The sequence below is a fragment of the Mesocryomonas fontinalis genome, from assembly GCF_055730125.2.
Map to the genome: position 1 here is coordinate 106,044 of NZ_JBUZWG020000002.1, position 22,828 is coordinate 128,871.

The following is a 22,828-nucleotide window of genomic DNA, read 5'->3' on the forward strand; positions in this document are numbered from 1 at the left end:
CGATCGTATCCGATGGCCATCGGCAACGGCTACGGATCATGTGGCGTCAGCGACGGGCCTTGCACTGGAAGCTGTCGCCGCTGGCCGGCGAGAACCAGCCCATCTCGTCGCCGGTAAAGCCCGAAAGCGTGATGATGTAGTCGTCGGCGAACATCAGCGTCCACGACCCGTCGCTGCCCTCCTGCACCTCCTCGATCGGCAAGATCTCCGACCCGTTGTCGTAGGTGTCCGCCGTGAAAGTGAAGGTCGCCACCTCGCAATCCCAGGTGCCGATGAACGGCAATTCCTCGTCCGCCAGAGCGGGGCCGCCGGCGATCGTCGCGAGGGCAAGGAGGCAAGCGAAGATCAGGCGTCTGGTCATGGGACTTCCTCCGGGAGACAAGCGAGCCTACAGGCCAATGCGCCGCGCCGTCGAGAGGCCGTCTGCGGCCATGGGCGCATCGCTGAGGCGTACCGGCAAAGATCGCTCGTCCATGAAAAAAAGGGCGCAGCCTTTCGGCAACGCCCTTTCGCCATAACCGATGGCTGGTGATCAGCCGTGCGGCTTGAAGATCACTTTGGTACAGGCGTCCTTCTTGTCGCGGAAAGTCTCGTAGAGGGCAGGGCCGTCCTCCAGCGAGGTCGCACGGTGGCTGATGATGAAGGACGGGTCGATCTCGCCGTTCTGGATACGCTGGAGCAGCGGCTCCATGTAGCGCTTCATGTGGGTCTGGCCGGTCTTGATGGTCAGCCCCTTGTTCATGACCAGACCGAGCGCCACCGGACCCGACGGGCCGGCGTAGACGCCGGGCATCGAGACCGTGCCACCCGGGCGACAGGCGAGCACCGCCTGGTTGAAGGCGAACGGACGCTCCATCGAGACCGTGGCGGACATCACGGCCGACGACACTTTCTGCGCGAGCGTATCGGCGCCGTGCGCCTCCATGCCCACGGCCTCGATGACCGAGTCCGGCCCCTGGCCGTTGGTCATCTCCATCAGCGTTTCCTGAACCACCTGCTCACCGAAATCGATGGTCTCGGCGCCGGCAGACCGCGCGAGGGCAAGGCGCTCCGGCACCGTGTCGATGGCGATCACTCGCTCGGCACCGAGCAGGAAGCAGCTCTTGATGGCGAGAACGCCGACCGGACCGCAGCCCCATACCGCGACGGTGTCGCCCGGCTGGATGTTGCAGTTCTCCGCGGCCATGTAGGCAGTCGGGAAGATGTCGGACAGGAACAGCACCTGCTCGTCGTCGAGGCCGTCCGGAATGACGATCGGGTTCACGTCGGCATAGGGGACGCGCATGTACTCGGCCTGGCCGCCGGAGAAGCCGCCGGTGATGTGCGAGAAGCCGTAGAGGCCGGCGAGCGGATAGCCGAAGGTTTCGGCCTGCAGCTTGCCGTTCGGGTTGGTGCGCTCGCAGCAGGACCAGTTGCCCCACTTGCACTGCCGGCACTCGCCGCAGGAAATCGTGAACGGCACGACGATGCGGTCGCCGACCTTCAGCTTTCCCGCGGCGCCGTGGCCGACTTCCATGACCTCGCCCATGGTCTCGTGGCCGAGGATATCGCCATGCTCCATCGTCGGCATGAAGCCGCCCATCAGATGCAGGTCGGAGCCGCAGATCGCGCAGGCCGTCACCTTGATGACGACGTCACGGTCGTCCTCGATGATCGGATCGGGAACGGATTCGCAGCGGATGTCGCCCTTGCCGTGCCAGGTCAGTGCCTTCATGGAATGTCTCCTTCTGTAAGAAAGGACAAACCCTCGGGCTAGGGGAGGTTGCGGTACGGTTTCGATCGGTCACGCCGGACGTCTGCCCGATCGAACCGGTCAATCGACCGGTGAGGTCTTGCTGCCCAGCGCCTTCGTCCGGCCAAAAGCCCATTGCCGCCAGGTCAGGCGGTCGCCGTAGCGCTCGAACATCGCGGCCTCCTTCTGGGCGCCGAACTGCACGTAGTTGACGATCGACACGAAGAGGATGCCGCCGACGGTGTTGCCGACGATGATCGGCAGGATGAAGTTCGGCCAGAGCGACCAGAACGGGCCGTCGCCCTCGAAGGCGAGGAAGAACACCTCGACCGAGGACGTTACGACGTGGAAGAAGCTGGCGACGCCGACGAAATACATCAGGAACCAGACGATCAGGATCTTCGAGATCGTGTCCATGGCGGCGTGCACCAGCCAGACCATGGAGGCGACGATCCAGCCGGCGATGAGGGCTTTCGAGAACAGCGTCAGCCACGGTGTCTCGACCGCGTGCTGGCCGATCTTCAAGGCGATCTCGATCGCCTTCGGGTCGAGGACGTGCGCGTAGGAGAGGAGAGCCGCCACGGCGACGGCGCCGATCATGTTGGCGGCGAGCACGACGCCCCAGAGACGGAGCAGGTTGGCAAGGCTGGCGAGCTTGGTGAGGACGAGGACCACGGGCGTCAGCGTGTTCTCGGTGAACAGCTGGTAGCGGCCGATGACGATGATGAAGAAGCCGACGGGATACATCAGCGTGCCCAGAAGCCCCGGCATCTCCTCGCCGGCGGCCTCGGTGAAGATCACCTTGGCAAGGAAGCTGAGGCCCAGCGCGAAGCCGGCGGTGAGCCCGCTCCAGAACAGGAACTTCGAGCTGGCGTCGAGCTCGTGGTCGGCGGTGGCCAGAACGCGGGCAAAGATCTCCTCGAAGGCGAAGTAGTCGCTGAGGGTGTCGCCGGCGGACGGGGGATTGTCCATCTGTTCGCGCGGCGACGGGGCCGATTCCGGCGCGTCTCCTGCCAAGTCGTCCTTGCTCATGTCTCGTCCTGTTGATGCGCCGGCGGGGTGCGGCAAACCGTCCCGTCGTCGGAAGGTTCAGAAGAAGTCGTGTGGCAGGGCATTTCTGCAAGGGCAACAGGCTTAACCGGGCTTTAAAGCTCGGCGTGGCAAGGTCTGCGCAATGGAGAAGCCGATGCGCACGAAACAATACCGCCAGAGCAAGATGGGCCGCCTGATCGTGCCGACGATCGCGCTGAGCTTTCTCGCCTACTTCGCTTTTCACGCGCAGAGCGGCAAGTTCGGCATGGAATCAAAAGTGCTGCTCGCTCAGGAACTTGCGGCCAGCCAGGAGCGCTATGCCAAGCTCGTTGTCCAGCGCGAGGGCCTCGAGCGGCGCGTGCAGCTGCTGCACGACGGTACGCTGGAGCGCGACATGATCGACGAGCGCGCCCGCCGGCTGTTGGGCTACAGTGCTCCGGACGAAATCACCATCATGCGCTAGTAACCTGAATTCAGTTAAACTTGCTGCACTGCGGTAGTTTAACCGAAATCTGGTATAAGAAATCCGCTCGCTTGCTCCATTGGTCCGGAAGACTATAATCCGCGGCAATCCGCAGCCCTCTCGGGGTGCGATCACTGGATCGGGAGGGCGCGATGGCGACCACGAAGCAGAAGAAGCCGGACCTCGACCTGTTGGGCGATTCCGTGCCCGAGGCAGCCGTCGTGGCGCCGCAGGTCGGGCAGATCGATGCCCCGGCGCCGCTGGAATTCACCAAGGACGAGGATCTGAAGGCGTATCGCGAGATGCTGCTGATCCGCCGCTTCGAGGAAAAGGCCGGCCAGCTCTACGGCATGGGCTTCATCGGCGGCTTCTGCCACCTCTACATCGGCCAGGAGGCTGTCGTCGTCGGCATGCAGATGTCGCTGAAGGATGGCGACCAGGTCATCACCGGCTACCGCGATCACGGCCATATGCTGTCCACCGGCATGGAATCGCGCGGCGTGATGGCCGAGCTGACCGGTCGTCAGGGCGGCTACTCCCGCGGCAAGGGCGGGTCGATGCACATGTTCTCCAAGGAGAAGAAGTTCTACGGCGGCCACGGCATCGTCGGCGCGCAGGTGTCGATCGGCACCGGCCTCGCCTTCGCAAACCGCTACAACGGCAATGATTCGATCTCGCTGACCTATTTCGGCGACGGCGCCTCCAACCAGGGCCAGGTCTACGAGAGCTTTAACATGGCCTCGCTGTGGAAGCTGCCGGTGGTCTACATCATCGAGAACAACCGCTACGCCATGGGCACCTCGGTCAGCCGCGCCTCGGCCGAGACGAATTTCGCCCACCGCGGCCTGTCGTTCAAGATCCCCGGCATCCAGGTCGACGGCATGGATGTGCGTGCGGTGAAGGCGGCCGGCGATCTCGCCGCCGAGCACTGCCGCTCCGGCGCCGGCCCGATCATCCTGGAGATGATGACCTACCGCTACCGCGGCCACTCGATGTCCGACCCGGCGAAATACCGGTCGCGCGACGAGGTGCAGAAGATGCGCTCCGACCATGACCCGATCGAGCAGGCCAAGCAGCGGCTGCTGGAATCGCACGGCGTGTCGGAAGATGAGCTGAAGGCGATCGACAAGGACGTCCGCGACATCGTCGCCGACGCTGCCGACTTCGCCCAGAACGATCGCGAGCCGGATCCCTCGGAGCTGTGGACGGACATCTACGCCGACGAAGCTCCCCAGGCCGCCCAGCCGCAAGCCGCCGAGTAGGAGAGGCAGACATGCCCACCGATATTTTGATGCCCGCCCTCTCGCCGACGATGGAAGAGGGTACCGTCTCCAAGTGGATCAAGCAGGAAGGCGACAAGGTCGCCCCCGGTGACGTGATCGCCGAGATCGAGACCGACAAGGCGACGATGGAAGTCGAGGCCGTCGACGAGGGCACGATCGGCAAGATCGTCGTCCCCGCCGGCACCGAGAACGTCAAGGTCAACGCCGTCATCGCCGTGCTGCTCGCCGAGGGCGAGGATGCCGGCGCGATGGATGGTGCCAAGGCAGCGCCGGCCGCCGCGCCGTCGGCGCCCGCCGCCGAGGCGGCGGTATCGAAGACGGAGCCTGCCGGTGCCTCCGGCGATAAGGCGCAGTCCGAGTCGGAGGCCACCAAGGTCCCGGCCGCGGCCAAGCCCCATCTCGATGGCGATGCCGACGAGGCCGAGTACCCGGAGGGCACCGAGATGGTGCAGACGACGGTCCGCGACGCGCTGCGCGACGCGATGGCCGAGGAAATGCGCCGAGAGGAGAAGGTCTTCCTGATGGGCGAGGAAGTCGCCGAGTATCAGGGCGCCTACAAGATCAGCCAGGGCCTGCTCGAGGAGTTCGGCGCCCGCCGCGTCGTCGACACGCCGATCACCGAGCACGGCTTTGCCGGCCTCGGCGTCGGTGCGGCCTTCGCCGGCCTGCGGCCGATCGTCGAGTTCATGACCTTCAACTTCGCCATGCAGGCGATCGACCAGATCATCAACTCGGCCGCCAAGACGCTCTACATGGCCGGTGGCCAGATGGGCTGCCCGATCGTGTTCCGCGGCCCGAACGGCGCGGCCGCCCGCGTCGGCGCCCAGCACAGCCAGGACTTCACCGCCTGGTACGGCCAGATCCCGGGCCTCAAGGTCGTCACGCCGTTCTCCGCGGCCGACGCCAAGGGCCTCCTCAAGTCGGCGATCCGCGATCCGAACCCGGTGGTCTTCCTCGAGAACGAGATCATGTACGGCCAGACCTTCGACGTTCCGAAGGGCGATGACTGGACCGTGCCGATCGGCAAGGCCCGCATCCACCGCAAGGGCAAGGACGTCACCATCGTGTCGTTCTCGATCGGCATGACCTATGCCATCGCTGCCGCCGAGGAGCTGGCCAAGGACGGCATCGACTGCGAGATCATCGATCTCCGGACGATCCGGCCGATGGACATGGAGACGGTGATCCGCTCGGTGCAGAAGACCAACCGCTGCGTCACCGTCGAACAAGGCTGGCCGCAGTCGTCGATCGGCTCGCACATCGCGTCCGAGCTGATGGAGCGCGCCTTCGACCATCTCGACGCGCCGGTGTTGAAGGTGACGGGCAAGGACGTGCCGATGCCCTACGCCGCCAACCTCGAAAAGCTGGCGCTGCCGACCGTGCAGGACGTCATCGATGCGGTGAAAGCCGTCTGCTACCGCGCTTAAGGAAGAGCCCGATGCCGATCAATGTGACGATGCCGGCCCTCTCTCCGACGATGGAAGAAGGCACGCTCTCGAAATGGCTGGTGAAGGAGGGCGATAAGGTCTCCTCCGGCGACGTGCTGGCCGAGATCGAGACCGACAAGGCGACGATGGAAGTCGAGGCCGTCGACGAGGGCACGGTCGCCAAGATCGTCGTCCCCGCGGGGACCGAGGGCGTGAAGGTGAACGCGGTGATCGCGATCCTGTCGGCCGAGGGCGAGAGCGCCAGCGAGGCCGCAGCGCCCGCGCCGACGCCGGCCAAGGCGGACGCGCCGGCTGCTGGCGGGCAGAGCGCTGCCGCCAAGGCCGACGATGTCGCCGTGACGGCTGCCGCCGCTCCGCCGAAGGAGACGCGCGAGACCGACAAGCCGGCACCAGCCCCCGCCAAGGCGGCAACGGCTGCTTCCGGCGATCGCGTCATCGCCTCGCCACTGGCCAAGCGCATCGCCAAGGAGGCCGGCGTCGATCTCTTCGGCGTCACCGGCTCCGGCCCGCATGGGCGCATCGTCAAGGCAGACGTCGAGGCGGCCGCCAAGGCTGGTCCGAGCGCTTCTGCCGCCAAGGCCGAGACGCCGGCTGCCGCCGCCCCGAGCACTGCTAAGGCGCCGGCGCCTGCTAAGGGGCAGAGCGACGAGCAGATCATGAAGCTCTTCCCCGAGGGCTCCTACGAGACCGTGCCGCATGACGGCATGCGCAAGATCATCGCCAAGCGCCTGGTCGAGGCGAAGTCGACGATCCCGCACTTCTACCTGACGGTGGACTGCGAGCTCGACGCGCTGCTGGCGCTGCGGGCCCAACTGAACGCCGCCGCTCCGTCGGTAAAGTCCGATGCCGGCGACAAGCCTGCCTACAAGCTGTCGGTCAACGACATGGTGATCAAGGCGCTGGCGATGGCCCTGAAGGCGGTGCCGGACGCCAACGTCTCGTGGACCGAGAGCGTGATGCTGAAGCACAAGCACGCCGATGTCGGCGTCGCCGTCTCGATCGAAGGCGGGCTGATCACGCCGATCATCCGCCGCGCCGAGGAAAAGACGCTGTCGACCATCTCGAACGAGATGAAGGACCTCGCCAAACGGGCGCGCGACCGCAAGCTGAAGCCGGAAGAGTTCCAGGGCGGCACCTCCGCGGTCTCCAACCTCGGCATGTTCGGCGTCAAGGATTTCGCCGCGGTCATCAACCCGCCGCATGCGACGATCCTCGCGGTCGGTGCCGGCGAGCCGCGCGCGGTGGTCAAGGACGGGGCGGTTGCCGTCGCGACCGTGATGTCGGTGACGCTGTCGACCGATCACCGGGCCGTCGACGGGGCGCTCGGTGCCGAACTGATCTCGGCGTTCAAGAAGTACATCGAAAACCCGATGGGCATGCTGGTCTAGGAACCCTCAAATGAAGAGCGTGCTGTGCTTCGGTGACTCGCTGACCTGGGGCTATGACCCGGCAACCGCCGTGCGGCACGCTTTTGCCGATCGCTGGCCGACGGTGCTCGGCCAGGCGCTCGGGGAGGGCGTCACCGTGATCCCCGAGGGCCTCAACGGGCGCACCACCTGCTTCGACGACCATACGGCGGCGGCCGAGCGCAACGGCGTCAAGACGTTGCCGACGCTCCTCGCGACGCACGATCCGCTCGACCTCGTGATCCTCTTCCTCGGCACCAACGACCTCAAGCGCCATACCGGTGGGGGGCGGGTATTCGAGGCGCGGATCGGCATGGAGCGTCTCGTCGAGGTCGTCCAGAAATTCCCCTATCACCGCGGCTTCGCGGCCCCCCAGATCCTGATCATCGCCCCGCCTCACTTCGTCGAGACCGAGGATCCGGACATGAAGGCGCTGCTCGGCCACAGCCTTGCCGAGTCTCAGGAATTCGGCACGGCCTATGCACTAGTCGCCGACGAATACGGTATCGACGTCTTCGATGCGGGCGAGGTGGCGCAGTGCTCGCCGCTCGATGGCTTTCACCTCGATGCCGCCAACACGCGGGCGATCGGCACTGCGCTGGTGCCGCAGGTGCAGGCGATCCTCGCCCGGCGCTAGGCTGCCATGCGGCGAGGGCGGATGCCTTCGCCCGCGGCATCGCCTACATCAACCACACTTCGACTGCTGCAAGGACGAACGCGATGGCCGACATCTATGACATCCTCATCATCGGCTCGGGTCCCGGCGGCTACGTCACCGCGATCCGCGCCGCCCAGCTGGGCTTCAAGGTCGGCATCGTCGAGCGCGAGCATCTCGGCGGCATCTGCCTGAACTGGGGCTGCATCCCGACCAAGGCGCTGCTGCGCTCGGCCGAGATCTACCATTATGCCGAACACGCCTCGAACTACGGCCTGAAGATCGCCAAGCCCGAGTTCGACATGGCAGACGTCGTCAAGCGCTCGCGCGGCGTCTCGGCGCAGCTGAACGCCGGCGTCGGATTCCTGATGAAGAAGAACAAGATCGACGTCATCTGGGGTGAGGCCAAGATCACCAAGGCCGGCAAGGGCGGCCCGGCCGAGATCACCGTCGGCAAGATGCAGAAGCCGGTCGTGACGCCGCAGAACCCGGTGCCGAAGGGCGTCCTCGGCGAGGGCACCTACCAGGCAAAGCATGTCATCGTCGCCACCGGTGCCCGGCCGCGCGTGCTGCCGGGCATCGAGCCGGACGGCGACCGGATCTGGACCTATTTCGAGGCGATGAAGCCGGCAGCGATGCCGAAGTCGCTGATCGTCATGGGCTCGGGCGCCATCGGCATCGAGTTTGCCTCGTTCTACCGCACCATGGGCGCCGAGGTGACGGTGGTGGAGCTGCTGCCGACGATCATGCCGGTGGAAGACGCCGAGATCTCGGCGCTGGCCCGCAAGTCCTTCGAGAAGCAAGGCATCAAGATCGTCACCGACACCAAGGTCACCAAAGTCACGAAGTCGGCGACCGGCGTCACTGTCGAGACTGAAGGCAAGGACGGCAAGAAGGAAAGCCTCACCGCCGAGAGGCTGATCTCGGCGATCGGCGTGCAAGGCAATTCGGAGGGGCTGAACCTCGAGGCGATGGGCGTCGCCATCGACCGCGGCATCATCACCACCGACGGCTTCGGCAAGACCAATGTCGAGGGCATCTACGCCATCGGCGACGTTTCCGGCCCGCCGATGCTGGCGCACAAGGCGGAGCACGAGGGCGTCATCTGCGTCGAGGCGATCAAGGGCCTGAAGCCGCATCCGATGAAGAAGGAGCGGATTCCGGGCTGCACGTACTGCCAGCCGCAGGTGGCCTCCGTCGGCCTCACCGAGGCGAAGGCGAAGGAGGGCGGCCGCGAGGTCAAGGTCGGCCGCTTCAAGTTCGCCGGCAACGGCAAGGCGATCGCGCTCGGCGAGCCTGAGGGCATGGTCAAGACGATCTTCGACGCCAAGACCGGCGAGCTGCTGGGTGCTCACATGATCGGCGCGGAGGTCACCGAGCTGATCCAGGGCTATGTCGTCGCCATGGGGCTGGAGACGACGGAGGAGGATCTGATGCACACGGTCTTCCCGCATCCGACGCTGTCGGAGATGATGCACGAGAGCGTGCTCGACGCTTACGGCCGCGTGATCCACCAGTAGAAGTTCGGGCGACCAGGGGGCGACAGCGGCAGAGGCGGGCTACGAAACGTCAGGGCGAGACGTCAAGAACAGGCTGGGCGTTTCGATTCGTCATCCCTGGTTTAGCCCGGAATGACGGCGCTGAAAGGTAGACGGGTAGAGGCTAACGTGACTGTCGGCATCGGATGTTTGTGCAAAACCTGAACGCACCTGCGAGCCTGCGACACGCTGAAAGATCTATACTACAACCGCCTGCGGGCGACCTTCCTTTGGTTCCGTCCTCGCAAAATAATATTTAATCCTGCCACCATCTTGCCAAATTCGTGATCTGCACGACTTTGTTCACGACAACAATGTCGACAGCGGAGAATGAACATGAATACGAATGGCGTGGGCTGGATTGGTGCCATCATCGTCGGTGCAGTTGCCGGTTGGCTGGCCGAGCAGTTTATGAAGAGCAACATGGGCCTCTTCATGAACATCATCCTCGGCATCGTGGGCGCCATCGTCCTCAATGCCGTTCTCGCGGCGATCGGCTTCAGCTTCGGCACCGGCCTCATCGCTTACCTCATCACCGGCTTCATCGGCGCCTGCCTGCTTATCGCAGTGGCCCGTATGTTCCGCGGCAGCCGCGTCTAACGACGTTGCAACGACCGCGGCGGAACCTTAGATTGGTACCATGGTCACGGTCATCGATAGTCTTCGTGGAGCCGGGGAAGTTATTCCCCGGCTTCGCCATCCCGAAAAAGCCCACCGTCCCGATTCCGTCGATACGCTGCCCAAACCGGACTGGATCCGCGTAAAGGCCCCCGTATCTTCGGGTTATTTTGAGACCCGGGAAATCGTCAAATCGAACAACCTCGTCACCGTGTGCGAGGAAGCCGGCTGCCCCAACATCGGTGGTTGCTGGGAAAAGAAACACGCGACCTTCATGATCATGGGCGGTATCTGCACGCGGGCTTGCGCCTTCTGCAATGTCGCGACCGGTAAGCCGAACGCGCTGGATGCGAGCGAGCCGGCGAGCGTCGGACGTGCCGTCGCCAAGATTGGCCTGACCCACGTGGTGATCACTTCCGTCGACCGGGACGATCTCGCCGATGGCGGCGCCGAGCATTTCGCCGAGACGATCCGTGCCATTCGCGCTGCGGCGCCGATGACGACGATCGAGATCCTGACGCCCGACTTCCTGCGCAAGCCCGGCGCACTGGAGACAGTGGTTGCGGCCAAACCAGACGTCTTCAACCATAATCTCGAGACCGTCCCGTCGAACTATCTGACGGTGCGGCCTGGTGCCCGCTATTTCCACTCCATTCGATTGCTGCAGCAGGTGAAGGAACTCGATCCTGAGATCTTCACCAAGTCCGGCATCATGGTCGGGCTCGGCGAAGAGCGGAACGAGGTCCTCCAGCTGATGGATGACCTCCGCAGCGCCGACGTCGACTTCCTGACCATCGGCCAGTATCTGCAGCCTACCAAGAAGCATCACGCCGTCATGCGCTACATTCCGCCTGCCGAGTTCGACTCCTATGCGACGGTGGCCCTCAGCAAGGGCTTCCTGGTTGTTGCGTCGAGCCCGTTGACCCGCTCGTCCCACCATGCCGGCGAGGATTTCCTACGGCTGAAAGCGGCCCGCATCGCGCGTCAGGTCGCAGCGTAACATGCCGACATTCGAGACCAGCCGCCCGGTGCGGCATGACGCCGACAAGATGTTTGCCTTGGTGGCAGACGTCGAGCGTTATCCGCAATTCGTGCCCCTCTGCCAGAGCCTGAAAATCCGCGACCGGCGTGAGGGCGAGGGCAAGACCTTGCTGGTGGCCGACATGACCGTCGCCTACAAGCTGCTGCGCGAAAGCTTCGCCTCGCAGGTGCTGCTGAAGCCGTCCGAGCGGCAGATCGAGGTGAAGTACATCGACGGCCCATTCCGCTACCTCAACAACCGCTGGAATTTCGAGCCGCTGCCGAACGGCGGTTGCGATGTGAAGTTCTTCATCGACTACGAGTTCAAGAGCCGGACGCTCGGGCTCGTGATGGGCTCGATGTTCGACTACGCCTTCCGCCGTTTCAGCGCGGCGTTCGAGAAGCGTGCCGACGAGATCTACGGCGTGGTGCCCGCCGTTTCCTGAAGCCAGGCGTCGAGCATCTCGAAGGCCGTGGCAACGGTTTCCAGGCGCACCTGGCGCCGGCCGAGATCGCCGAAGCGCATCGCGCGGTGGATAGTGCCGGCACGGCTGGCGAGGCCAAAATGCACCAGGCCGACAGGCTTCTCCGGCGAGCCGCCGCCGGGTCCCGCGACGCCGGTCACCGCGATGGCGACCGTGGCCTTCGAGCGGGCGAGGGCACCTTCCGCCATGGCCCGCGCGACCGGCTCCGATACGGCGCCATGCGCGTCGATCAGCGCCGCGGGAACGCCGATCATCTCCGTCTTCGCGGCATTCGAATAGGTGACGAAGCCGCGGTCGAGGACGGCCGACGAGCCGGCGATGTCGGTGATGAAGCCGGCGATGAGGCCGCCCGTACAGGACTCGGCGGTGGCGATCATCGCGCCTCTCTCGGTAAAGGCCGCGACCAGCCGTGCCGCGAGGTCGCCGAGCCTTTCCGCCGAGACGGTCACGCGCCGTCGCCGTAGACGACGCTGGCGGTCGCGATGGCCGCGATCCCTTCGCGGCGTCCGATGAAACCGATGGTCTCGTTCGTCGTCGCCTTCACCGAGACGCGGAACGGCTCGAGGCCTGTCATCTCGGCGATCGCCGCGCACATCGCTTCGCGGTGCGGCGCAACCTTCGGCGCCTCGCTGATCAAGGTGATGTCGACGTTGCAGATCCGGCCGCCGTGCCGGCGCAGCAGATCGACGGCGTGGCGGACGAAAATGTGCGATGCCGCACCCCGCCATTGCGGATCGCTCGGCGGGAAATGCGTGCCGATGTCGCCCTCGCCGCAGGTGGCCAGCAGCGCGTCGGTGAGGGCATGCAGGCCGACATCGGCGTCGGAATGGCCGAGCAGCGTCTGGTCGTGCGCGATCCTGACCCCGCAGAGGGTCACGTGGTCGCCGGGCACGAGCTGGTGCACGTCGTAGCCATTGCCGGTGCGAACGTCGATCATGCTTCCCCGCATCAGTCGGTCGGCCCGGACGATGTCGTCCTGCCGCGTGAGTTTGACGTTGGCCGGCGTGCCCTCGACGAGGCGGACGGCCATCCCTGCCCATTCGGCCACCGCGGCATCGTCGGTAAAGTCGGCAAGGCCAGCTTCGGCCGCAGCAGTATGGGCCGCGCGGATCTCGGCGTAGGGAAATCCCTGCGGTGTCTGCGCGGCGAAAAGACCGGCGCGGTCGACCGTCTCGGCGATGTGGCCCCCGGCACCGCCGCGCTTCAGCGTATCGGCGACGGCCAGTGCCGGCAAGGCGCCGACACCGTCTGCAACGGCCTCGACGACGCGGGCGATGGTGGTGGCATCGATGAAAGGGCGGGCGGCATCGTGCAGCAGGACGATATCGGGCGCGAGATCGGCGAGCGCCTCGATGCCGCAGCGCACGGAGCTCTGGCGGGTGGCGCCACCGGGTACGACGATCAGCGCCGCGGCAATGGACTGGCGGGCCGTCTCGAACAGTGTGGCGTCATCGGGATGGATGACGACGACGATGGTATCGACGAGGCCACAGGCGGCGAAGGCGCGCAGCGTGTGGGTCAGCACGGCTTCACCCGCGAGCGCCCGGTACTGCTTCGGCCCCTCGGCGGACTGGCCGGCGCGTTCGCCGCGTCCGGCCGCCAGGATGACGGCGGCTGTCCTGCGATCGCGCATCCTCTTTCGCTCCCCTTCACCAATCTGGTGGGGAAGGACCATAACAGTGTGTGCGCTGCAAGAGATGTGCTTGTCTTTTGTGCATCGCTCGATAGATTGCCGGAGACATGACAAAAGAATCGACAACGCACACGGCTGCCCAACCATTAGGCGAAGGTGACGCTCCCGTCCTGGAAGCGGCGCGGCCGCCGCTGGCGATCGGCTCTGCTCTGCCCTTGAACGCGGTGTTTCTGGCACCCTTGTCGGGGATCACCGACGTGCCGTTCCGGCGCATCGCCCGGCGTCTCGGCGCCGGGCTTGTGGTCTCCGAGATGGTTGCGAGCGGCGAATTCGTCAAAGGCCTGCGTGAGAGTGCGCTGCGGGCGATGCACGACGGCGAGGGCCTGCACGTGGTGCAGCTGGCCGGGCGCAACCCGGTCTGGATGAAGGCAGCGGCTGAACGGCTGGTCGATCTCGGCGCCGACATCATCGATATCAACATGGGCTGCCCGGCCCGCAAGGTGGTGGGCGGCCAATCCGGCTCGGCGCTGATGCGCGAGCCCGATCTCGCGCTGTCGCTGGTCGAGGCGACGGTCGAGGGCGCTGGCTCGGTGCCGGTGACGCTGAAGATGCGCCTCGGCTGGGACCATGAGACCATCAACTCGCCAGAACTTGCCGCCCGTGCGGAGTCCGCCGGCGTGAAGATGATCACGGTGCACGGCCGCACGCGGATGCAGTTCTACGAGGGCTCGGCCGACTGGTCGGCGATCTCGGCGGTGAAGGCGGCCGTCTCGGTGCCGGTGGTGGCCAATGGCGATCTCGTCGAGCTCGACCAGCAGGCGGCGATGCTGGCCGCCAGCGGGGCGGATGCGGTGATGATCGGCCGCGGCGCCTGCGGGCGTCCCTGGCTGCCGGGGCTGATGGCCGGCGCGATCGACCGCGACCGGCTCGCCGGTCTCGGCTTTGCCGACCTGGTGGTCGAGCACTACGAGGCCATGCTCGAGCATTACGGCGCCTATACCGGCGTTCGCCATGCCCGCAAGCACCTCGGCTGGTATCTCGACAGGTTCGCGCTGGCGACTGGCGAAACGCTGGCGACCGACCGCGCCGCGATCATGGCGACCGCCGAGCCGCCGGTAGCGATCGGCCTGATCCGCCAGCTCTTCGGCACCGCCAGCATCGCAGCCGTCGAGTTCGATTCCCTTGCGACAATCCGGCGGGAGGCCGCCTGACGTGACCAAGACATTGCCGTCCGAGTACGAGCTTCGCATTCTCAACGCCTTGCCGCATCCGGTCATCGTGATCGACGCGCAAGGCTATTTTGTCTTCGCCAATTCCGATGCCGAGCAGTTCTTCTCGGCCGGTGCCGCGCATCTCCGGAAGCGCCAGCTGTCCGAGTTCATTCCGGCCGACAGCCCGTTGTTCGCGCTGATCGAGCAGGTGCGGCAGGAGAGGGCGCGGATCAGCGAGTACCGTGTCGACGTCTCCTCGCCGCGGCTCGGCGGCGAGCGACTCGTCGATCTCTACGTCTCCATGCTGGTCGACGACCCCGACCACGTGGTGATCATGATCCAGCTGCGCTCGATCGCCGACAAGATGGACCGGCAGCTGACGCACCGGTCGGCCGCGCGCTCGGTGACCGGCCTTGCCGCCATGCTGGCGCACGAGATCCGCAACCCGCTGTCGGGCATCAAGGGCGCCGCGCAGCTGCTGGAGACGGCGGCGAGCGACGAGGACCGGGTGCTGACGCAGCTGATCCAGGAAGAGAGCGACCGCATCGTCAAGCTGGTCGACCGCATGGAGGTGTTCTCCGACCAGCGCCCGATCGAGCGGTCGGCGGTCAACATTCATTCCGTGCTGGAGCACGTGAAGACGCTGGCGCGGAGCGGCTTTGCCCGCGGCCTGAAGTTCAGCGAGGTCTACGACCCGTCGCTGCCCTTCGTCTTCGCCAACCGCGACCAGCTGGTGCAGGTCTTCCTCAACCTCGTGAAGAACGCCAGCGAGGCGATCGCCGGGCAGCCGGATGGCGAGATCAGGCTCTACACCGCGTTCCGGCCGGGCGTGCGCCTTTCGGTGCCCGGCACCAAGCAGCGGGTGACGCTGCCGCTCGAGTTCATCGTCGAGGACAATGGCCCGGGCGTGCCCGACGACATCCGCCAGAACATCTTCGACCCGTTCGTGACGACCAAGCCGAGCGGATCGGGGCTTGGCCTCGCCCTCGTCGCCAAGATCATCGGCGACCATGGCGGGGTGATCGAATGCGAGTCGCAGCCGGGCCACACCATTTTCCGCGTGCTCATGCCGATGTGGCGCGAGACCGACGTGCCGACCGGCGCCGAACCGACGTTCCGCGACCAGTGAAGGACCAGATCTGATGGCCGCCCAAATCCTCGTCGCAGATGACGACGCCGCAATCCGCACCGTGATCTCGCAGGCGCTGATGCGCGCGGGCTACGAAGTCCGGGTGACGGCGAACATCGCGACGCTGTGGCGCTGGATTTCGGCGGGCGAGGGCGACCTCGTCATCACCGACGTGCTGATGCCCGACGGCAATGCCTTCGACGTGCTGCCGAAGATCAAGAACAGCCGTCCCGATCTACCCGTAGTGGTGATGTCGGCGCAGAACACCTTCATGACCGCGATCAAGGCGTCGGAGAAGGGCGCCTACGACTACATCCCGAAGCCTTTCGACCTGACCGAGCTGGTCTCGATCGTCCGCCGGGCGCTGGCCGAACCCAAGGCGCAGCCGAACGGCGCGGCGCCCGAGGATGCAGGCGACAACATGCCGCTCGTCGGCCGCTCGCCGGCTATGCAGGACATCTACCGTGCCCTGGCGCGGATGATGCAGACTGACCTGACGGTGACGATTACCGGCGAATCCGGCACCGGCAAGGAGCTGGTGGCCCGGGCGCTGCACGATTACGGCCGTCGCCGGAAGGGCCCGTTCGTCGCGATCAACATGGCGGCGATCCCGCGCGACCTCATCGAGTCCGAGCTGTTCGGCCACGAGAAGGGCGCCTTCACCGGCGCACAGGCGCGATCGAGCGGCCGCTTCGAGCAGGCCGAGGGCGGCACGCTGTTCCTCGACGAGATCGGCGACATGCCGATGGAGGCGCAGACGCGCCTGCTGCGGGTGCTGCAGCAAGGCGAGTACACCGTCGTCGGTGGCCGGACGCCGATCGCCACCGACGTGCGCATCGTGGCCGCGACCAACAAGGACCTGCGCCAGCTGATCAGCCGCGGGCTGTTCCGCGAGGACCTGTTCTACCGCCTCAACGTCGTGCCGTTGCGCTTGCCGCCCTTGCGCGAGCGCATCGAGGATCTGCCGGACCTTGCCCGCCACTTCTTCACCGAGGTGCAGAAGGAGGGCCTGCCGCGCAAGACGCTGAGCCAGGGCGCGCTCGACGTGATGCGGCGCTATCCGTGGCCGGGCAATGTGCGCGAGCTGGAGAACCTCATTCGCCGGCTGTCGGCGCTCTATCCGCAGGACGAGATTTCCGGCGAGCTGGTCGAGCACGAGCTCTCCAACGAGTACACCCGCTCGCTCGACAGCGAGGGCGACGCCAACCGGCCGGTGGACCTTAGCGCCTCCGTCGAGCGCTATCTCTCGGACTACTTCTCGGGCTTCGGCGACCAGTTGCCGCCGCCGGGGCTGCATGGGCGCATCCTGCGGGAGGTGGAATATCCGCTGATCGCCGCAGCGCTCGCGGCAACCCGCGGTAACCAGGTCAAGGCGGCCGATCTTCTCGGCGTCAACCGCAACACGCTCCGCAAGAAAATCCGCGACCTCGACATCTCGGTGATCCGCTCGATCCGCTAAGAAAACCGAAGCATTTTATCGTCATCACGTTGCATTTTGAACACATTACGTTGCAATCTGGCAACGTAATGCGGCTGCTGAAGCGACTCGATGACTGACCAGATGGCGACCCACGCGACCCCGCACGCTGAATCGTTTTCGCGCGAGCGACGGCGCTTCATGCTCGTGCCCGGCGTGATCGCGGTGATCGGGGCGCTGGTGACGGGCGCTATCTCCTTCGTCATCCTGATGGGCCTCACGCCGATCGAGCCGACGGCCTTCGTCGTGCGGACCGCCTCGGTGGTCAACGGCGCCTTCGTGCTCGTGCTGTGTGCCTTGATCTGGCGCGAGGTCGCGCGGATGGCGCGGGCGCGGCGGCAAGGCAAGGCGGCCTCTCGCCTGCATGTGCGCATCGTCGTCCTCTTCGCCATCGTCGCGGCGCTGCCGGCGCTGCTGGTGGCGATCGTCGCAGGCATCACGCTCGACCTTGGCCTCGACCGCTGGTTCGAGATCCGCACCCGGGCGATCGTCGAGTCCTCGGTCAGCGTCGCCCGCGCCTACGTCAACGAGAACGCTCGCAACCTGCAGGGCACCACGCTGTCGATGGCCTACGACCTCGACTCGCAGCGCCGGCTCTATGATCTCGACCGCACTGGCTTCCAGGGCCTCCTGACCGAACAGGCGCGTGGTCGCTCGCTGGTCGGGGCCCAGCTGCTGAGCGGCGAGGGGACGCCGTTGCTGCGCGCCGACATTCCCGTCGAGCGACCCTTGCCGGCGCCGCCGACCGATGCGCGCGAACAGGCCAAGCAAGGCAACCTCGTCTTCATTCCGCCGGGGGTGACGAACCTTGTCGGCGCCATCGTCAAGATGCGGACGCTCGGCGACGACATCTACCTCTACACCATCCGCGCTGTGGACCCCGATGTCCTGTCGGCGCTGCGGCTGATGGAGGACCGCTCCGCGGAATATTCGAGCCTCCAGGGCAACCGCATCGGCACGCAGATCGCCTTCGCGCTGCTGTACCTTGGCATCACCTTGATCGTGCTCCTGTCGGCGATCTGGACCGGCATCGGCGTCGCCGACCGGCTGGTCCGGCCGATCCGCCTGCTGATCTCGGCGGCCGACGAGGTGACCGAGGGCAATCTCGATGTCTCGGTGCCCGTGCGCAATTCCGATGGCGACGTCGGCTCGCTGTCCAACACCTTCAACAACATGATCCAGCAGCTGCGCACCCAGCGCGGCGAGTTGATCAACGCCAAGGACGTAATCGACGAGCGCCGTCGCTTCACCGAGGCGGTGCTGTCGGGCGTGACCGTCGGCGTCATGGGCGTCGAGGAGGACGGCACGATCTCGATGCTGAACCCGTCCGGCGAGCGGATTCTGGCGATCACCTCGCAGAACGCCGTCGGCAAGACGCTGCGCGAGCTCTTCCCGCTGATCGCCCAGATCCACCGGGCGGCGAGCTCGTCGCGCAAGGCGGAGTACCAGGAAGAGATCAAGATGCGCACCCGCGAGCGCGAGCGGGTGCTGGCGATCCGCGTCACCTCCGAGGAGACCGTCGACCGGCATTCGAGCGTGGTGACGATCGACGACATCACCGACCTCGTCGACGCCCAGCGCTCCTCGGCCTGGGCCGACGTCGCGCGCCGCATCGCGCACGAGATCAAGAACCCGCTAACGCCGATCCAGCTGTCGGCCGAGCGGATCCGCCGCCGCTACGGCAAGATGGTCGAGGGCGACCGCGAGGTGTTCGACCGCTGCGTCGACACCATCATCCGCCAGGTCTCCGACATCGGCCGCATGGTCGACGAGTTCTCAAGCTTCGCGCGGATGCCGAAGCCGAAGATGGAGGGCAGGGATCTGCGCGAGGCGCTGAAGGAAGCGGTGTTCATGCGCGAGATGGGCGATCACGGCATCACCTTCACCGCCGATTTCGGCGACGTCCCGCTGAACGGCGTCTTCGACATCCGCATGCTGAGCCAGGCTTTCGGCAACCTCGTGAAGAACGCCGTCGAGGCGCTCGAGGGGGCCGAGGTCGCGGGCGGCGAGATCCGGCTGCTCGCCGGCACCCAGAACGGCTTCCACCGCGTCGACATCATCGACAACGGCCCGGGCTTCCCGCACGAGGATCGAGATCGGCTGCTGGAGCCCTATATGACCACGCGCGAGAAGGGCACCGGGCTCGGCCTCGCGATCGTGCGCAAGATCATCGAAGAACATGGCGGGACGATCGAGCTCGACGACGCCCCGAACCAGGAACACGGCGCCATGGTGCGGATTCTTCTGCCGGCGTCGCCGCCGGCCGAAGAACCCGCCGCGGCACCAGCACACCATGCAGAAAGGACAGGTAGCTGATGGCATCGGATATCCTGATCGTCGACGACGAAGCCGACATCCGCGAACTCGTCGCTGGCATCCTCGAGGACGAGGGCCACGAGACGCGGGTCGCGGGCAATTCGGACGCCGCGCTCCAGTCGATCGCCGACCGCGTGCCGCGGCTGGTCTTCCTCGACATCTGGCTGCAGGGCAGCCGGCTGGACGGGCTCGACCTCCTGGAGGCGATCAAGACGCAGCACCCCGAGGTGCCCGTCGTGATGATCTCCGGCCACGGCAACATCGAGACGGCGGTCTCTGCCATCCGCCGCGGCGCCTACGACTACATCGAGAAGCCGTTCAAGGCGGACCGGCTGATCCTCGTCGCCGAGCGGGCGCTGGAGACGTCGAAGCTGAAGCGGGAGGTCTCCGACCTCCGCCGCCGTTCGGCCGACTTTGCCGAGCTGATCGGCAAGTCTCATCCGATGAACCAGCTGCGCACGACCATCGAGCGCGTGGCACCGACCAACAGCCGGGTGATGATCCTCGGCGCCTCCGGCTCCGGCAAGGAGATGGTGGCGCGCGCTATCCATGCGGGATCGAGCCGGGCGCAGGGACCGTTCGTCGCGATGAACGCGGCGGCGATCACGCCGGACCGGATGGAGGTCGAGCTGTTCGGCACCGAGACGCCGCCTGGCGTCGAGCGCAAGGTCGGCGCGTTCGAGGAAGCCCATGGCGGCATCCTCTACCTCGACGAGGTCGGCGACATGCCGCGCGAGACGCAGAACAAGATCCTGCGTGTCCTGACCGAGCAGACCTTCGAGCGGGTGGGCGGTACCAAGCGGGTGAAGGTAGACGTGCGCATCGTCTCCTCGACGGCGCAGAACCTCGAATCGATGATCGCCGAGGGCAGTTTTCGCGAGGATCTGTACCACCGGCTCTCGGTCGTCCCGATCCTCGTGCCGCCGCTGTCGGAGCGTCGCGCCGATATTCCGATGCTGATCGAAGCCTTCATGAAGCAAGTGGGCGAACAGACCGGCATCAAGCCGCGCGAGATCAGCCCGGAGGCGATGGCCGTGCTGCAGTCGAGCGACTGGCCGGGCAACATCCGGCAGCTCCGCAACAACGTCGAACGCCTGATGATCCTGTCGCGCGAGGGCGACGAGGGTGCGACGATCTCGGCCGACATGCTGCCGAACGAGGTCGGCGACATGCTGCCGCGCACGCCCAGCCAGTCCGACGGCCGCATCCTCGCGCTGCCGCTGCGCGACGCGCGCGAGGTGTTCGAGAAGGAATACCTGATGGCCCAGATCAACCGCTTCGGCGGCAACATCTCGCGTACCGCCGAATTCGTCGGCATGGAGCGCTCGGCCTTGCACCGCAAGCTGAAATCGCTGGGGATCTGAGCCTTGCGGCGGACGCCCGGCGGCTCGACGGCAGGGTGCCGGCGGGGTGCCGGCAGAGTGTTCGCCGTGCCCTGTTTTGCGGCAATCCGGCCAGTTGCTTCGCTGTTGACTGAAGTGCTATTTGAGGACCGCCGGTGCCGGTTTTGCCGGACTGCCGGTGGATACGAACCGCGATAGCCCGGGCAACGTCCCGGGTTCCGCCAACAAGAAAATAGGAACGCGCCATGGCCGACCGCTTGCAGAACCTGCAGGACGTCTTTCTCAACACTGTCCGCAAGCAGAAGATTTCGCTGACGATCTTTCTCGTCAACGGCGTCAAGCTGACCGGCGTCGTGACCTCCTTCGACAATTTCTGCGTCCTGCTCCGCCGCGACGGGCATTCGCAGCTCGTCTACAAGCACGCGATCTCGACGATCATGCCGTCTCAGCCGGTGCACATGTTCGAAGGCGGCGATGAGCCGGCAGGGCAAGCCTGATTGACCGAGCACGAGGAAGCCCGTCCGAAGGGCCCGATCGACCATAAGGTTATCGCCACCAAAGCCGCGGTCTTCGTGCCGGTGCTGAAGCGGGTGCAAGCAGCCGAGGACGCCGCGAATGCTGCGTCCGATGTCGTGCGCCGCTCGCCGGAGCAGCGGCTGGAGGAGGCTTCCGGCCTTGCCGCCGCGATCGATCTCGACATCGTCGCCCGCGGCATCATCCAGGTCTCGCGCACGCGGCCCGCGACGCTGGTCGGCTCCGGCAAGGTCGAGGAGATGAAGGCGATCGTGGCGGCCGAGGAGATCGGCCTCGTCATCGTTGACCATCCGCTGACCCCGGTGCAGCAGCGCAACCTCGAGAAGGAGCTGGGCACCAAGGTCATCGACCGGACCGGCCTCATCCTCGAGATCTTCGGCCGCCGCGCGCGCACCAAGGAAGGCCGGCTGCAGGTCGACCTCGCCCATCTCAACTACCAGAAGGGCCGGCTCGTTCGGTCCTGGACGCATCTGGAGCGCCAGCGCGGCGGTGCGGGCTTCCTCGGCGGCCCCGGCGAGACGCAGATCGAATCCGATCGGCGGCAGCTGCAGGAGAAGATCAAGCGGCTGGAGAAGGAGCTGGAAGGCGTCGTGCGCACGCGCACGCTGCACCGCTCCAAGCGCAAGAAGGCGCCGCACCCGGTGATCGCGCTCGTCGGCTATACCAATGCCGGCAAGTCGACGCTGTTCAACACCATCACCGGTGCCGGCGTGCTGGCGCAGGACCTTTTGTTCGCGACGCTCGACCCGACGCTCCGCCGCATCACGCTGCCGCACGGCACCGAGGTGATCATGTCGGACACGGTCGGCTTCATCTCGGACCTGCCGACGCACCTCGTCGCCGCCTTCCGCGCGACGCTGGAAGAGGTGATCGAGGCGGAACTGGTGCTGCATGTCCGCGACATGTCGGATCCCGACGCCTCGGCGCAGGCCGGCGACGTCAACAAGATCCTGTCCGACCTCGGCATCGACACTTCCGACGTCAACCACGTGATCGAGATCTGGAACAAGGTCGACCTGCTCGACGAGAGCGCGCTGCTGCAGCTGAAGACCGCGTCCGACCGCCAGGCGACCGGGCAGGGCATCCACATGCTCTCGGCGCTGACGGGCGAGGGCGTTCCAGCCCTCCTCACCGACCTCGAGGCCCGCATCGCCGGCTTGCCCTCGGACCTGACGCTCGCCATTCCGGCGGACGCGATGACGCTGATCCCGTGGATCTACGAGAACACCGCCGTCCAGGACCGCGAGGACCTGGAGGATGGCGGCGTCGAGCTGACGGTGCAGATGACGACGCAGGCCCGCAAGGAGCTGGTGCGGCGTTCGGAACGGTATCCGGGGCTGAAGATCAGCTGAGGGGGCGCCGGCTAAGGGGCGACGTTGCTTCGGAGGCGATGCCCTTTGCGCCCAGCGATCTCAGCTAGAGAACGGCTTCGACGTCAGCAGCAGACAACCTCGCGCAACCTTAGAACATCGTCATCCCGCACTTGATCTCAGCGAAACCAAAGG

At 66.0% G+C, this 22,828-nt stretch carries 21 protein-coding genes; 16 read left to right on the forward strand and 5 right to left on the reverse strand.

The features are described from left to right. Positions 1-46: 46 nt before the first annotated feature. The 3 genes from ACZL02_RS05665 to ACZL02_RS05675 form a co-directional block, all read right to left on the reverse strand. The gene (locus ACZL02_RS05665) at positions 47-361 is read right to left on the reverse strand and encodes a hypothetical protein (protein ID WP_472937616.1); all 315 of its coding nucleotides are present in this window, start codon (positions 359-361) and stop codon (positions 47-49) included. Between the two features lie 171 nt (positions 362-532). Further along, positions 533-1,714: a zinc-dependent alcohol dehydrogenase gene (locus ACZL02_RS05670; protein ID WP_472937617.1), complete on the reverse strand. Its 1,182-nt coding sequence runs from the start codon at positions 1,712-1,714 to the stop codon at positions 533-535. A 99-nt stretch (positions 1,715-1,813) separates the two neighbouring features. Continuing rightward, on the reverse strand, positions 1,814-2,764 hold the full coding sequence (locus tag ACZL02_RS05675) for a formate/nitrite transporter family protein (protein WP_472937618.1): 951 nt from the start codon (positions 2,762-2,764) through the stop codon (positions 1,814-1,816). Positions 2,765-2,918: 154 nt separating this feature from the next. On the opposite strand from ACZL02_RS05675, the gene ACZL02_RS05680 reads away from it, so the two are divergent. From ACZL02_RS05680 to ACZL02_RS05720, 9 genes are all read left to right on the forward strand, one after another. Further along, positions 2,919-3,227 carry an FtsB family cell division protein gene (locus ACZL02_RS05680; protein ID WP_472937619.1) on the forward strand — a complete coding sequence of 103 codons (309 nt, stop codon included), beginning with the start codon at positions 2,919-2,921 and terminating at the stop codon, positions 3,225-3,227. A 152-nt stretch (positions 3,228-3,379) separates the two neighbouring features. After that, complete coding sequence (gene pdhA, locus ACZL02_RS05685; protein ID WP_472937620.1) at positions 3,380-4,489, forward strand: pyruvate dehydrogenase (acetyl-transferring) E1 component subunit alpha; 1,110 nt, start codon at positions 3,380-3,382, stop codon at positions 4,487-4,489. 11 nt (positions 4,490-4,500) lie between these two features. Continuing rightward, the gene (locus ACZL02_RS05690) at positions 4,501-5,937 is read left to right on the forward strand and encodes a pyruvate dehydrogenase complex E1 component subunit beta (protein ID WP_472937621.1); all 1,437 of its coding nucleotides are present in this window, start codon (positions 4,501-4,503) and stop codon (positions 5,935-5,937) included. Positions 5,938-5,948: 11 nt separating this feature from the next. After that, positions 5,949-7,346, forward strand: a complete 1,398-nt coding sequence (locus tag ACZL02_RS05695; protein WP_472937622.1) for a pyruvate dehydrogenase complex dihydrolipoamide acetyltransferase — start codon at positions 5,949-5,951, stop codon at positions 7,344-7,346. Between the two features lie 10 nt (positions 7,347-7,356). Then, the gene (locus ACZL02_RS05700; RefSeq protein WP_472937623.1) at positions 7,357-8,001 is read left to right on the forward strand and encodes an SGNH/GDSL hydrolase family protein; all 645 of its coding nucleotides are present in this window, start codon (positions 7,357-7,359) and stop codon (positions 7,999-8,001) included. A gap of 83 nt (positions 8,002-8,084) precedes the next feature. Next, positions 8,085-9,539 carry a dihydrolipoyl dehydrogenase gene (gene lpdA, locus ACZL02_RS05705; protein WP_472937624.1) on the forward strand — a complete coding sequence of 485 codons (1,455 nt, stop codon included), beginning with the start codon at positions 8,085-8,087 and terminating at the stop codon, positions 9,537-9,539. Between the two features lie 354 nt (positions 9,540-9,893). Beyond that, positions 9,894-10,157, forward strand: a complete 264-nt coding sequence (locus tag ACZL02_RS05710; protein WP_472937625.1) for a GlsB/YeaQ/YmgE family stress response membrane protein — start codon at positions 9,894-9,896, stop codon at positions 10,155-10,157. Positions 10,158-10,197: 40 nt separating this feature from the next. After that, positions 10,198-11,175, forward strand: a complete 978-nt coding sequence (gene lipA / locus ACZL02_RS05715) for a lipoyl synthase (RefSeq protein ID WP_472937626.1) — start codon at positions 10,198-10,200, stop codon at positions 11,173-11,175. Between the two features lies 1 nt (position 11,176). Then, on the forward strand, positions 11,177-11,641 hold the full coding sequence (locus tag ACZL02_RS05720) for a type II toxin-antitoxin system RatA family toxin (protein WP_472937627.1): 465 nt from the start codon (positions 11,177-11,179) through the stop codon (positions 11,639-11,641). On the opposite strand, the gene ACZL02_RS05725 is transcribed toward ACZL02_RS05720, so the two are convergent. Next, entirely contained in the window at positions 11,614-12,129 is a 516-nt protein-coding gene (locus ACZL02_RS05725; protein ID WP_472937628.1) for a CinA family protein, read from the reverse strand. The genes ACZL02_RS05720 and ACZL02_RS05725 overlap by 28 nt on opposite strands. Next, positions 12,126-13,313: a bifunctional 2-C-methyl-D-erythritol 4-phosphate cytidylyltransferase/2-C-methyl-D-erythritol 2,4-cyclodiphosphate synthase gene (locus tag ACZL02_RS05730; RefSeq protein ID WP_472937629.1), complete on the reverse strand. Its 1,188-nt coding sequence runs from the start codon at positions 13,311-13,313 to the stop codon at positions 12,126-12,128. The genes ACZL02_RS05725 and ACZL02_RS05730 overlap by 4 nt, the downstream gene beginning before the upstream one ends. A 107-nt stretch (positions 13,314-13,420) precedes the next feature. Here ACZL02_RS05730 and dusB point away from each other — a divergent pair, with 107 nt between their 5' ends. The 7 genes from dusB to hflX all read left to right on the forward strand — a co-directional run bounded on the left by dusB (position 13,421) and on the right by hflX (position 22,675). Next, complete coding sequence (gene dusB, locus ACZL02_RS05735) at positions 13,421-14,524, forward strand: tRNA dihydrouridine synthase DusB (protein WP_472937630.1); 1,104 nt, start codon at positions 13,421-13,423, stop codon at positions 14,522-14,524. A 1-nt stretch (position 14,525) separates the two neighbouring features. Further along, entirely contained in the window at positions 14,526-15,653 is a 1,128-nt protein-coding gene (locus ACZL02_RS05740) for a two-component system sensor histidine kinase NtrB (RefSeq protein WP_472937631.1), read from the forward strand. Between the two features lie 13 nt (positions 15,654-15,666). After that, positions 15,667-17,112, forward strand: a complete 1,446-nt coding sequence (gene ntrC, locus ACZL02_RS05745) for a nitrogen regulation protein NR(I) (protein ID WP_472937632.1) — start codon at positions 15,667-15,669, stop codon at positions 17,110-17,112. A gap of 90 nt (positions 17,113-17,202) precedes the next feature. Next, a complete protein-coding gene (locus ACZL02_RS05750; RefSeq protein ID WP_472937633.1) occupies positions 17,203-19,446 on the forward strand; it encodes a sensor histidine kinase NtrY-like in 2,244 nt (747 codons plus the stop codon). After that, the gene (ntrX, locus tag ACZL02_RS05755; RefSeq protein WP_472937634.1) at positions 19,446-20,810 is read left to right on the forward strand and encodes a nitrogen assimilation response regulator NtrX; all 1,365 of its coding nucleotides are present in this window, start codon (positions 19,446-19,448) and stop codon (positions 20,808-20,810) included. Before ACZL02_RS05750 ends, ntrX begins: the two co-directional genes overlap by 1 nt. A 224-nt stretch (positions 20,811-21,034) precedes the next feature. Further along, a complete protein-coding gene (gene hfq, locus ACZL02_RS05760) occupies positions 21,035-21,286 on the forward strand; it encodes an RNA chaperone Hfq (RefSeq protein ID WP_472933349.1) in 252 nt (83 codons plus the stop codon). Continuing rightward, positions 21,287-22,675 (forward strand): GTPase HflX, encoded by a 1,389-nt coding sequence (gene hflX, locus ACZL02_RS05765; RefSeq protein ID WP_472937635.1) that lies wholly within the window; start codon positions 21,287-21,289, stop codon positions 22,673-22,675. The last annotated feature ends 153 nt before the right edge of the window (positions 22,676-22,828 follow it).